The organism is Croceimicrobium sp. (assembly GCF_965228705.1).
Classification (GTDB): Bacteria; Bacteroidota; Bacteroidia; order Flavobacteriales; family Schleiferiaceae; genus Croceimicrobium.
In genome coordinates this window covers 3,136,711-3,148,965 of sequence record NZ_OZ245832.1, presented here as the reverse complement: position 1 = coordinate 3,148,965, position 12,255 = coordinate 3,136,711, and the positions used below count along the sequence as shown (strand labels likewise).

Here is a 12,255-nt window from a genome sequence, read left to right as displayed (position 1 = left end):
TAAATCCCGACCTTCGCCTAAATCGATGGTCGGGATTTTTTCTATGCCCTATTTAACTTTCATACCCAAGCTCTATCAGGCTTTAAAGCCGGGTTTTATTTGGCGCCTTTCGGCGGATGCGTCCAAACCAACTATCTACCTCACTTTTGATGATGGTCCTATTCCTGCTGTTACCCCCTGGGTACTGGCACAATTAAAGGCTTATCAGGCGAAAGCCACTTTCTTTTGCATTGGCGATAATGTGCAAAAACACCCCGAAGTTTATAATGCCGTCTTGGAAGCAGGTCATAGTGTAGGCAATCACACTTTTAACCACTTAAAAGGCAGTAAGCACAGCTTAGAAGAGTATCTCGCCAACTTTAATCTTTGTGCCAATTTGGTTCGATCCAAAGGTTTCAGACCCCCTTATGGGCGAATCCAAACAAAACAGGCCCGAGCAATTCGCCGGGCCGGTTATGATATTATTATGTGGGATAGTCTTGCCACAGATTGGGATGCCAAGCGCAGTGGCCAACAATGTTTCGAGTCGGTGCGCAAACATGCGGGCTCGGGCTCCATTGTCGTATTTCACGATTCTATAAAAGCCTGGCCCCGCTTAAAGGAAGCCCTCCCTCTATGCCTGGACTATTACAGCAAACTGGGTTATCGCTTTGAAGCGCTTAAGCTCCAAAATAATTCAGTTGCTGAATAATTGCCTCCTTACTTAAAACTCCGCTTTGGCGCCATTTTAATTCACCCTGACGGTAAATCATTAAGGTAGGCACCCCTTGGATAGCTAGCTTGGCCGCTAATTCGGGATTGCGATCTACATCAATCTTGAGCACCGAAACCCGGTCGCCCATTTCATGTTTCACTTGTTTCACAATCGGACTAAGCACCTTGCAAGGCTGACACCAATCGGCATGGAAATCGATCAGCACCGGCTTGTCCGATTGAATCAATTCCTTAAAGCTGGCCATCTTAATTCTGAGTAGGAAGATTAGCGCGGTTCCAGGCGAGGATTCCGCCTTTCATATTATGTACATTCTCAAAGCCCATCTTCTGCATTTGAGCAACAGCGCTGCCACTACGACCACCACTGCGACAATAAATTACATACTCTTTAGACTTATCCAATTTAGCCACCTCTTCTTTAAACTTAGGATCGTAGAAGTTTAATAATTCGGATCCTTCCAAATGACCTTGTTGGTATTCTTCGGGGGTACGCACATCAATAAGCACTACCTCCTTATCATTTTTCAATAGTTCCGAAACCTGATTTACATCGAGGTTAACCGGGGTACTCTCAGTAGCCGTACCCTTGCTGCCTTCGGTACTTTGAGCACATGCGCCCAGCGTACTGAAAACAAATAATAATCCTAATAATCGAATCATCCTTCTTAGTTTTTAAGGTTTAATACTGTAGGATAACCGCCAGCATTGTGCACATTAGCTACACCATTCTGAAGCAACCAATTCTTGGCATTTTCACTGCGGGCACCACTGCGGCAAAATACTACTACCGGGCCTTCTGCACTTTTAAAGCGACTCAAATTAGCGGGAACCTGGTCTAAAGGTATATTAACCGCTCCGGGTACGCTAACATCTGCAACTTCAGCTTCCGTTCTTACGTCTACCAAAAAGGTTTGGGGATCATTAATAAGTTCTTGCATGTTCTGTGTTTTGCGGCAAAAATACGCGCTTAAGGGGGCAGGCCGTAGTGACGCGAATCACATTAGCTACTGCGCCAGCCAAATTTTCCGCCAGGCTTTTTGACGAGCACTGGCATTCTCTTGCCATTTAAGCTGATGCGATTCTTCATATTCCACCTTAAAGGCTTTCGTTTTTAAGCGCTTGATTCGAAATTTATCATTGCGACGTGGACGAGCTACATAGTAAACCACCTCATCTCCCTTTTCCAGGTTTCCCTGAAAATCATCCAAAACGGTTTGAAAGCTAAAGAGACTAAGGGTATCACCATTTATGCTAATTATTTGATCGCGTGCTTTCAAGCCCAGAGCTTCTCCAAAAGAATCTATGCCCTCCTCATTAGTCACCAAAAACCGATCTTGTTCCAGATCATAACTCAACTCGTCCGTACCAATCGACCAACCCATGGTTTTCCCTTCTTCTTGGTACTCCAATCCAACATTGGCAAAAAGACGAGCCCAGGGGAAGGGCTCCCCGGCTTCGAAATGGCGCACCATAAAGGTCTCTACTTGTGGGAAGGAGAGCTCCCCCATTATTCGAAATAAGTCTTCATCCTTAAAAAAGGTATCTGCCGGGAAAACTGCCGAAAGGTTATTCAATAGATCCATGAGACGCATACCTCCACCGGAAATCTCGATCAGATACAAATCCAGAGCCATAGCTGCAATGGCCCCACCCTCATAGAAGTTCTGATACTGATCATGGTAAATATCGAGGGTATGCTTACTTACGGCCGTTAATGGTAAACCCTCGTATTGATCCTTGGCGAAGAATTTATCTCGCATCACCTCCAGGAATTCCTCCTTGCTATAAATGCTATCCCGTACTTGCACCAAATGGCTATTGTACTCCGTAACCCCTTCGTACAACCAGAGATGTCGACTCATTTTCGGATTAGCGAAATCAAAATCCTGAATATACTCAGAGTGAATTCCCAGAGGAGTTATAATGTGCAGAAATTCATGGGCTACAATATCCCGCACTCCTTCATAGAAAATGGCTCCATCCACTTCCGGCATGTACAGTACCGTAGATCGATGATGCTCCAGGGCTCCATAGCTAAAGTCGCCTTTCAGATCCGATTGGCAATAAACCAAAATCGAGTACTTATCCACCGGTAAGGTCCCTCCCAAATATTGTGCACTGGCCTGCAGCACTGCTTCGATTTGGGCCATAGATGAATCAGCATTAACCTTTTTATTTGGGCTGTATAAACTCAATTCAACCTTAGAATGGCCAATCCATACCGAGCTGGTATCGGGTTGACAATACATCATAGGATTATCATGCAGTAAAAAGTAAGAGGGGAACTGATAATGATCCAGGCTATCACTGCGCTCAGCGGGCCAAGCGCCAGAACCAAAAAAGCCCTTAGGATGCCATACTTCCAAATCAAAAGAACGGTTCTTATAACCTTCCAAATAGCCGATATAGGCAAATTGATTGAGCAGAAAAAGCGCTTCTTCATTGCTGCTTCCAGAAGGAGCGAAAATATGCCTGCCCTTTTCGGAGCCATAGGTATCATCTACCCAATATTGAATTCGAAACAATTCCTCCGCTCTCGCAATTTGCCAGCTATTAATTCCCAGTTTCAAAACAGGAAGGGAATCGCCCGCTGCATTGAAAGCTTTAAAATCCCGTACAAAGAGACCGTAGTTATGTACCTTATAGGTTCCGGGTACCACCTTTGGCATTTGGTAAACCACCAGGCTGTCTTGCACTTTGGGAGGCCATATTTCTACCGGAATCGCATCGTTGTGTAAGGCATTAAGATCCTCTTTTACTCGATATCCATCTGCCGGAAGGCTAGTCTGAGCCCAAATAATACCTGAAAAACAAAGCTTCAGGACAAAAAGAAAGAAAAATTTAGAATGACTGAATGTGGGTATATGCATTTACTGCCGTCGTTAAATCTTGAATCATCGAAAATGAAAAAACACTCTATGCCCCTGATTGCTATAGCATAGGCCCGATGAACTGAGTGCGCAAAAGTAGCAAAGAGATTTAGGCTAATTGGGAATAAAACCAGTGCGATACCCAAAAATCCAGTCAATTACTGTTAAAAAATCAGGTGAAATAGACATAATTGCTTCGCTAATTGATTTGGCTTATTATATTTGAGAAGTTTAATTAAAACCAATACAATGAAGCGTATTTTATCTCTTGCTTTCTTAGTCTCTGCATTCTCATTCCAGGATTTGAAAGCTGATTCACGTGACATGTTCAACTTCGAAATCGACGAAGTAAACACTGAACTTGCTCAAGTAGAAGAATTAGACCAGTACCTGGATCAAAACGAAAATGTTTCCTTCGCAGAATTACAAGCCACTAACAGTGAGTTAGTTGCCAATGTTTCTGATCAAGCTATGATGAGCCCAGCAATGGCCAAGCGTCACCGCGTTCTTGGTATTCCTTCTTGGATCTGGGGTTGTGTATTCGGTGTTGCTGGTGTAGCCATCGTTTACTTCGTATCAGAAAACAAAGACGAAACTAAAGAAGCTTTATGGGGCTGTGTAGGTGCTACTGTAGTAGGACTTATCCTGTACTTCGCAGTATTTGCAGCCGCGGCTAGCACTGCTGCTTCTACCATCTAAGCTTATTTCATAGCATTCAATTCCCGCCCAATTGGGCGGGAATTTTACTTTTATACCCATCGCATTGAAACGCATTTTAAGCAGCTTGCTCCTTCTCCTCCTTTGCCAGGCAGCTATGGCTCAGGACTTTTACCGGATCAGCGGAAATTTCTCGATCAAGTCCAAAGACGATAGTATCTATAGTCTTACTCGTGGTAGCTTTTACTACGACTTGAACTTTAAAAAGGTGGTATATGAACTCACTTTTCCAGAGAAAGAAGTTTGGGTGCTCTCCGATTCGATGATTTTCAGGATGCGTGGTGATACCCTCTTCGAAAAAACCGAAGGTGCCTCTATTGTGGAGTTCTCCATCTTCCACCTTATCCTCAATAATAAGCTGCACGATTATGGCCTGAAAGAATCAATCTACAACCTGAAAGAAGTAGAGAAAAAGAAGGACATGATAATTTATACCTGGGCCCCGCCCATGGTAATGAGTTCTATGCTGGGTAAAGTATTACTAAGCCAGCAAGACAAAAGACTATTTGGTTTGGTATTTTTGAATAAGGATGATGAAATCCTGCGCAAGCAGTTTTTTAGATCGTATACCAATATTAACGGACTGGAATTTCCCACTGAAATTGTCGACCTGGTATATGTCGAAGGGCTCGAAATTGTCCAGAAAACCAATTACAAAAATATTAAGGTGAATGAAAGCGGTAATAACGCTATGTATAACTATCCTATTCCTGAGTAACTTTAGCCTATCGGCGCAAAGCTCAGAGGATCTGCAATTGGCCCGCTCCATTATGCAGGAACCCGACAAACCGGATTACAGTTACCACTATCAAGGGGAAACTGAAATTCTAGAGTTCATGAAATTACTGTTCACCGGTTATAAAGCCCTGATTTCTTCTCAAGATGTTCAGGCCTGCAATTTCCACCCTTCTTGCAGTGTATATGCCATGCAGGCCATTCGCGCCCGTGGTTTTTTTGGCGGCAGCCTCGATGCTTTTGATCGCATGAGCCGTTGCCACCCCCTATCTCTCGACCATTACGAAGTTCATAAGGAAAGTGGTTTAGCCCTAGACCCTGTAAGTACCTCAAAAGAATGACTTTAAAATCCCTTCGATACCTGCTTATTTGGGTATCGTTCCCGGCTTGTCTCCTGGCACAGGAACAAGACCTTTTTAACTTTTCTAACTCTCTGGAATACGCTCATTTTCTCGATCAAAAGGGAAACCATCGCTTAGCCATTCTGGAATGGGAACGTATCAATTTAATGCGACCCGGGGTAGACAGTTTGCAGTTTTCACTTATCCGCTCTTACCGATTGTCACGCAATTGGGAACAGGGAGAACGTCGCTTTTACGACCTTTTCCCCGGTGAGGCTCGCTTTCAATGCTCAGAAGAAATAAGTCGCGAAATGGCATTAATTCTCTTCATGCAGAGTGACTTTAATAGCTTAGGGCGATTCCTGGAATCACATCAGGTGCTAAACCAGGATTATGTACAACCTATTCAAGTAAGCCTCGCCCTGCGAAATGATGATTTAGAAGGCGCCCAAAAGCTCTATCAGGATTTTAACCTGCAAGATGCTCGGCTTAGTGCCCTGATGGATAAGCATGCGCATTTAGGCTATAAAAGCAAGGGCTTGGCATTAGCTATGAGTACCGTTGTTCCCGGTTTGGGCAAAGCCTATGTGGGCAATTGGAAAGATGGTCTGATCTCCCTAATCTTTATCGGCGGATCAGCCTTTGCTTCCTATCGCGGATTTAAGCAACAAGGAATTGGCAGTGCTTACGGCTGGATTTTCGGAACCGTGAGTACCGGATTCTATCTAGGGAACCTTTTCGGAACCGCCAAAGCGGTTAACAAGTACAATACAGGAGTGTTTAATCATTATCGGGCCGATGTCGAGAATTATATCTACCATCGTTTGTAGCCTTTTATTGCTTGGCAGCTACGCTCAAGGTCTGGACTCTACCATGGCCCTGGCGCAGCGTTTATTTGGCCAAAATCAATTCGATCAAGCAATCTACTTTTATGAGCGGGCACGCTTTTTCTCCCCCCAGGAATTAGAGGCACCTATTCTCTTTAAAATGGGTGAATGCTATCGCCAAAGTGATCAGGCTGAGACTTCCCTAGCCTATTTCGATCGCGCCTATTTTAACAGTAAGGATGAGCATCTCAAACAGCAGGCCCTCCTGGCTAAGGTGCAAAGTCTTATTCAACTGAAAGATTTTAATCTTGCTCTGGCCGAAATATATGCTGCTGATCCCCAAGATCCCCTATTGCAGCAACGCTTCCATTTTTACGAAGGTGTAAGCTTCCCTTAAAACCGAACTGTTTAAAAGTAGAGGAATAGGATTAATTTTAAACAGTCGATTATGAGAAAGAGTAAGTTTTCGCCAGAGAAGATTGCCAGGGTCTTGAAAGAGTTTGATCAAGGTAGAAGTGCACAGGAATTGAGCCGAGAGTACGGGGTTAGTACCGCAACGTTTTACAAATGGCGAGAGCGTTATGCTGGCATGAGTGGAAAGGAGTTAAAGCGTATAAAGGATCTTGAAGAGGAAAACAGGAAGCTTAAGCAGATGTACGCGAACCTGGCCCTAGATCATCAACTAGCTAAAGAGATTATTGAAAAAAAGCTTTAAAGCCCTGCCGTAAGAGAGAGATTGGTCAGGAAATATCTAGACGCTACGGTATTAGCAGGGCATGCCGTGTATTAAACCTCAGTAAAAGCGTGTATTACTATCAAGCCCAAGCAAAGGATGATCGTGAGCTGGAAGAAGCATTACTGACGAAAGCAAAAGAACATTCTGAGGAAGGCTTTTGGAACGCCTATCACCGCTTACGTAATGAAGGCAAGACTTGGAACCACAAACGACTACATCGTGTTTATGTGGCTTTAAAACTACCTTTAAGACGAAAGGTTAAGAAGCGATTACCCGCTCGGGTAAAAGAACCGTTAGTGGTGCCTGATAGGCCGAATCAGACCTGGAGTATGGACTTTGTACATGATGTACTAGAAAACAAGCGCAAGTTTCGTGCATTCACGGTAATTGATGACTACAATCGAGAAGCACTACATATCGAAGTAGATTTCTCACTTCCATCAAACAGAGTAGTATATGTGCTTAATCATTTAATCAATCGCAGGGGTAAACCCGATGTGATCCGAATGGACAATGGGCCCGAGTTCATTGCTGAGCTCACTAAATCATGGAGCGTCATTCATGAAATAGAATTTAGATATATCCAACCCGGCAAACCCACACAGAACGCTTTTATAGAGCGATTTAATGGAAGCTACCGCCGAGGAGTGCTGGACAAATATATTTTTGAAGATATCCATCAGGTAAGGGAGCAAACAGAAAAGTGGATGCATGACTATAACAACTTTAAACCTCATGATTCATTAGGAAATATACCGCCTAGGGTATACGCCAAACGCAACCACCCCGAGGGTACCCTCGGGGTGGTTGAAAACAATACTATCTTTGGAAAAGTCAATTAACTAATGGTTCGGATCAGGGGAAGCTTACAAAGGCCTCTGCCACTATACCCAAATGAATTTCGAGCAATCGTACCATTCTTTTATTGCGGCCGCTGGCGCAGATAGCGCCAAGGTAAAGGAATTGGTCACACTCTACTCAGACACCAGCGCTCTATTCAGACCGCGTCCTGCCCTGGCTAAAAAGCTTAGTTTCTTCCTTCCAGGCCTTGGACAGTTTTATGCCGGAGACTACCGCAATGGCTTTAATTCTTTAGCCCTTAATGCTGCCTTTATTGCCCTTACGATTAATGTAGGTTTAAGCTACTCTACCTTCGATGCACTTTTAGCAGTCTTCCCCTGGTTACAGCGCTATTATATTGGAGGAACGGATAAGGCGAAAATGATTGCTAAAGATCGCTTGCTCCGTAATCGGCAGGAGTTTTTCCTTGAAGTTCTCGAGATTCTGGATACTGAAAAAGTTACAAGGACTCCAAAACCTTAGCAAAATGCTGCTTTTCGGTCGAGCTTAAATAGGTACTGGACATAAGCTCTTTCTTTAACTGAGCCTTGCGTTCCTGGGCTTTCGCCTGATGACTTTCGAAGCTCTTAAAGTACTCCAGTTTAAAAACCCAATTCCTGGGAAAGTTCTCCATTAGTCGCTTCATGCTACGCTTTGCCTGTTCCATATTATCTTTCTTCAAAATCCGATACGAATAATAGGAGGCTTCAACCGAAACAATCGTTGATTCTACCTGCTCCAGTTCTGCTAAGCGTTCATTGGAAGCTTTTGCCACCGGGTCTAGCAACCAGGCAGTAATGGTCCAGTACAAAGGATTGGACTCAAACTGCTCATAGCCCAAGCTATACACTAAGCTTAATAATTCGATCTCCAGATCATCAGAATGGAGGGCCATTAATTTTTTGAGAGCCTTACTGGCCCCCATATAAGAACTTAAACTACTAAGGCTTTCCCCTCGCAAAGAAGCGGCTCGCGCCAGAAAAAATGAGCATAATACCTCATCCATTAAGGCGGCTTCAGCGCTTGCTCCTCTCCAACTCAGAGGTCTTTCCACCATACTTTTTATCGCACTATAATGTCGATCTGAAGAATGGCCTCTTAACAGGGCTTGCCAATGGTATTGCAGGGCAGCAAAACGTTTCTCAGCCCGATTGCATTCATCGAGTAATTCTGAATTCAGATCAACCGCTTCAAAGTTCTGTAATTGCAAATACCATTCTTGCAGGCCCTTATTTTTATAAACCAAGGCGGGCTTGGCGTTTAAAACCAAACTACTGATGCTTAAACTTAGAATGAAAAGTAGGCGCATAAATCGCTTACACAAGGTTTTGAATGCTGTTTCTTCGCGAAACGGTTAAGGAGTGGATGGCCACAATTCCATAACCGATTACCAGGGTTAATAGAACGGTGAAGATAATAATAAGCGGCTCTACCGAGGTGCGATAGGCAAAGTTTTGCAGCCACTGCCAGGTGATAAAGATTGATAAAGGAGTGGCTATAATTACCCCGGCTAAAATCACTGAAACCAATTCGCGATAAATCAAATTGACTAAATCCCAGGAGCCGGCACCTAATACATTACGAATGGCAATTTCCTTAGTTCGCAAGCCGGTGGTAAAAGACGCCAAACCCACAAAACCCAGCAATGAAATTAAGATGGCAATGATGGTTAGGTATAAGATTAAACGGGACTGTCGCATTTCTTCATCATACATCTGCAAAAGATCCTTATTCAAGAAGGAAAACTGGAAGGGTACATCCGGTACCATAGCCGTCCAGCGGCGTTCCAAATCATCAAGGGCGGCATACATTTGATCCGGAGAAACCTTGATTTGCAGAACCCGGAAATTATCCTGATGCAAGGTTAAAATGAGCGGAGCCATTCGATTATGCAAACTCTGCGCATTAAAATCATCGCAAACGCCAATTACCTCTGCTTCGAGGGTAGCATCACCTGATTCATCAAAGGCACTGCGAATCTTTTTTCCCAAAGGTCGTTCCCAATGCATATCGCGCACCAGCGCTCGATTTACAATCACTTTAGGATGTAAGCTATCCCCAAGATCTTCCTGCCGAAAACCCCTTCCCGCCAAAAGCGGAATTTCCATGGTCTCCAAATATTGCGGTCCAACCCCAAGAAAATCCAGGCTAATGCGACGGAAATTTCGTGTAGCCTCTTCTTCCAATTCGAACAAGCTTCTAAAAGTGCCACTACCGGTAGAGCTGGCTCCCACCGTTACCGATTCTACCAGGGAACTACGACGAAAATTTGTAGCCAAATCCTGTATGCGATAAATACTGGTAGAATCCTGCACATTAATCACCAGCACATGATCGGAGTTAAAACCTAAGTTTCGATTCTTGATAAACTCCATTTGGCGGTACATGAAAATCGCGGTAATTACCACCGCTACCGAAACACAAACCTGAAAGCCTACTAAGAACTTGCGTGGAAGAGAGTTTCTCCTTTGAATACCTTTCTTATTTGTAAAAGCATCCAAAGGACTTACCCTTGCCAGGCTAATTGCAGGGTAGCTTCCGCTGATGAGTCCCACCAGCAAAGCCAAAATCACACTTAAGGGCAACAATTCCGGGAAAGAACCAAAGTTTAAAAAGAGCTTCTTGCCAATAGCATTATTAAAGGGCAGAATGGCGGTAAAGACCTCAACCAGCGCAAAGGCTAGTAATAGAGCGATAAAGGACATCAGCACCGACTCGCTTAAAATCAACCAGCGAATATCTACGCGACTTGCCCCCAAAACCTTGCGCATGGCCGCCTCACGGATTCGCTTTAAGCTGCGGGCGGTGGCCATATTTACATAATTGATAATGGCCAGTATTAGAATTAAGAGGCCAATACCCGCAAATCCGTATACATAGGCTAAGCGCCCACCCGGTCGATCATACTTGGCATTGGTTTTAAAATGCAGAGAGGCTATTTCCTGTAATTCAATCTGATAACTTCCCTGAACAATATCCGCCAAACCCGCCATATACTTATCAAAGAAAGTATCAAAGCCCGCTTCCAAAACATAAGGATCTGAATCGGGTTTCAATTTTACGAAGGTATAATGACTTACCTGCCAGAGGCTCACCGCCAAATCATTGCTATCCCGAATCGCGGGGGGTTCGGAAATCAAAACTTGAAAACTATGGTGAAGGTTCTCCGGTAAATCCGCAATAACACCGGTAATGGTATACTCGTAATTACTGGTATTAATTTTCTTTCCCAATACCTCCGAGCTACCAAAATAGCGATCGGCAAAGGTGGAACTCACTACAATACTGAAAGGCTGCACCAGGGCATCCTCTGGACTTCCTGCAATAAAAGGAGTTCGGAAAACGCGAAAAAAATTGGAATCAGCAATCGCCACCTGATCCTCATACTGTCGCAAACTATCCGTGCGGAAGAAAATACTGTTCTCGAGATGAAAAAGATGTGTTGAAGCCTCAACTTGCTTGTAATGTTCAGCTAAAAGTGGAGCCAAGCCATAACCACTTCCCCCGTACAATTCTTCCGAACCATTAAGGTCGAATCGCGAATTAACCCGATATATATCTTCATGGTTTTCCCAATGCTCATCATAGGTAAACTCCCCATGTAAATACAGAGCTACAATTATTGAAACCGCCAAGCCAATAGCCAGGCCACCCAAATTTAATAGGGTATATAAGCGATGTCGGTAGAGGGTCCGAAAAGCAAATGGAAGCTTAGAAAGGAGCATGCAGGACCTTTTTCTCCGACGTAACCTCCCCATCCATTAGGCGAACAATGCGTTGCGAATAAGAAGCGTCATGCGGACTATGGGTAACCATCACCACCGTAGTTCCCTGATCATTGAGGCGGGCCAACATTTCCATTATGTCATTTCCTTGAGCCGAGTCCAAATTACCGGTAGGTTCATCCGCCAGAATTAAAGCAGGCTTACTAACAATGGCACGACCTACCGCCACCCTTTGCTGCTGGCCTCCCGAAAGTTGGTAGGGGAAAAAGTCTTTACGATGACCCATTGAGATCGCATCCAATACTTCCATAACCCTTTCTTGGCGTTCACTCCGAGCTACCTTCAGATAATGAAGAGGAAGTTCGATATTCTCGGCTACGGTAAGGTCGTCGATCAAATTGAAATTTTGAAAAACAAATCCAATTTGCTCCTTGCGAATAATAAGCTTGGCCTTTTCATCGAGCAAACTCATGTCTTGTTCCTTAAAAACAAAAAGGCCTTCCTCGTAAGTATCGAGCAGGCCAATAATATTAAGAAGAGTGGTCTTCCCGCATCCGCTGGGTCCCATAATACTTAAGAATTCACCATCCTGCACTCGCAGGTCCACATCATTTAAAGCCCGGGTTTCTACCCCTTGGCTGCGGTAAATCTTAGAAATATTATGCAGACGGATCATGCCTCGACTTTAGCACAAAGTAAAGCAAATGCTCAGAACAACTTGCTAATGAGAACACCTATGAAAATAAGGAA

At 44.1% G+C, this 12,255-nt stretch carries 14 protein-coding genes and 1 pseudogene; 8 read left to right on the top strand and 7 right to left on the bottom strand.

Translation table 11 applies throughout. From position 1 onward, the window contains the following. The first annotated feature begins 43 nt into the window (after positions 1-43). Positions 44-691 (top strand): polysaccharide deacetylase family protein, encoded by a 648-nt coding sequence (locus ACO05P_RS14075; RefSeq protein WP_421751787.1) that lies wholly within the window; start codon positions 44-46, stop codon positions 689-691. Here ACO05P_RS14075 and trxA read toward each other — a convergent pair. The 4 genes from trxA to ACO05P_RS14055 all read right to left on the bottom strand — a co-directional run bounded on the left by trxA (position 660) and on the right by ACO05P_RS14055 (position 3,584). Then, positions 660-959: a thioredoxin gene (trxA, locus tag ACO05P_RS14070; protein ID WP_421751785.1), complete on the bottom strand. Its 300-nt coding sequence runs from the start codon at positions 957-959 to the stop codon at positions 660-662. The two genes, ACO05P_RS14075 and trxA, sit on opposite strands and share 32 nt — an antisense overlap. A 1-nt stretch (position 960) precedes the next feature. After that, positions 961-1,374 carry a rhodanese-like domain-containing protein gene (locus ACO05P_RS14065; protein ID WP_421751784.1) on the bottom strand — a complete coding sequence of 138 codons (414 nt, stop codon included), beginning with the start codon at positions 1,372-1,374 and terminating at the stop codon, positions 961-963. A 5-nt stretch (positions 1,375-1,379) separates the two neighbouring features. Further along, entirely contained in the window at positions 1,380-1,652 is a 273-nt protein-coding gene (locus ACO05P_RS14060) for a rhodanese-like domain-containing protein (RefSeq protein ID WP_421751782.1), read from the bottom strand. 66 nt (positions 1,653-1,718) lie between these two features. Further along, positions 1,719-3,584: a hypothetical protein gene (locus ACO05P_RS14055; RefSeq protein ID WP_421751780.1), complete on the bottom strand. Its 1,866-nt coding sequence runs from the start codon at positions 3,582-3,584 to the stop codon at positions 1,719-1,721. A 324-nt stretch (positions 3,585-3,908) separates the two neighbouring features. Between ACO05P_RS14055 and ACO05P_RS14050 the strand changes: the two genes are divergently transcribed. The 7 genes and pseudogenes from ACO05P_RS14050 to ACO05P_RS14020 all read left to right on the top strand — a co-directional run bounded on the left by ACO05P_RS14050 (position 3,909) and on the right by ACO05P_RS14020 (position 8,263). Beyond that, on the top strand, positions 3,909-4,283 hold the full coding sequence (locus ACO05P_RS14050) for a hypothetical protein (RefSeq protein ID WP_421751778.1): 375 nt from the start codon (positions 3,909-3,911) through the stop codon (positions 4,281-4,283). A gap of 64 nt (positions 4,284-4,347) precedes the next feature. Beyond that, entirely contained in the window at positions 4,348-5,019 is a 672-nt protein-coding gene (locus tag ACO05P_RS14045) for a hypothetical protein (protein WP_421751776.1), read from the top strand. Next, entirely contained in the window at positions 4,973-5,377 is a 405-nt protein-coding gene (gene yidD, locus ACO05P_RS14040; protein WP_421751774.1) for a membrane protein insertion efficiency factor YidD, read from the top strand. The genes ACO05P_RS14045 and yidD overlap by 47 nt, the downstream gene beginning before the upstream one ends. Beyond that, positions 5,374-6,207, top strand: coding sequence for a tetratricopeptide repeat protein (locus ACO05P_RS14035; RefSeq protein ID WP_421751772.1), 834 nt, complete (start codon positions 5,374-5,376; stop codon positions 6,205-6,207). Before yidD ends, ACO05P_RS14035 begins: the two co-directional genes overlap by 4 nt. Then, positions 6,176-6,601 (top strand): hypothetical protein, encoded by a 426-nt coding sequence (locus ACO05P_RS14030; protein WP_421751770.1) that lies wholly within the window; start codon positions 6,176-6,178, stop codon positions 6,599-6,601. The genes ACO05P_RS14035 and ACO05P_RS14030 overlap by 32 nt, the downstream gene beginning before the upstream one ends. Positions 6,602-6,652: 51 nt before the next feature. Next, a pseudogene (locus ACO05P_RS14025) lies at positions 6,653-7,716 on the top strand (IS3 family transposase); the annotation flags it as partial. 118 nt (positions 7,717-7,834) lie between these two features. Then, positions 7,835-8,263 (top strand): hypothetical protein, encoded by a 429-nt coding sequence (locus ACO05P_RS14020; RefSeq protein WP_421751768.1) that lies wholly within the window; start codon positions 7,835-7,837, stop codon positions 8,261-8,263. Here ACO05P_RS14020 and ACO05P_RS14015 read toward each other — a convergent pair. The 3 genes from ACO05P_RS14015 to ACO05P_RS14005 are packed head-to-tail and all read right to left on the bottom strand — an operon-like array spanning position 8,241 to position 12,181. Continuing rightward, positions 8,241-9,089, bottom strand: a complete 849-nt coding sequence (locus ACO05P_RS14015) for a hypothetical protein (protein ID WP_421751767.1) — start codon at positions 9,087-9,089, stop codon at positions 8,241-8,243. The genes ACO05P_RS14020 and ACO05P_RS14015 overlap by 23 nt on opposite strands. 7 nt (positions 9,090-9,096) lie before the next feature. After that, on the bottom strand, positions 9,097-11,505 hold the full coding sequence (locus tag ACO05P_RS14010; RefSeq protein WP_421751765.1) for an ABC transporter permease: 2,409 nt from the start codon (positions 11,503-11,505) through the stop codon (positions 9,097-9,099). Further along, entirely contained in the window at positions 11,492-12,181 is a 690-nt protein-coding gene (locus ACO05P_RS14005; protein WP_421751763.1) for an ABC transporter ATP-binding protein, read from the bottom strand. The genes ACO05P_RS14010 and ACO05P_RS14005 overlap by 14 nt, the downstream gene beginning before the upstream one ends. Positions 12,182-12,255 lie beyond the last annotated feature (74 nt).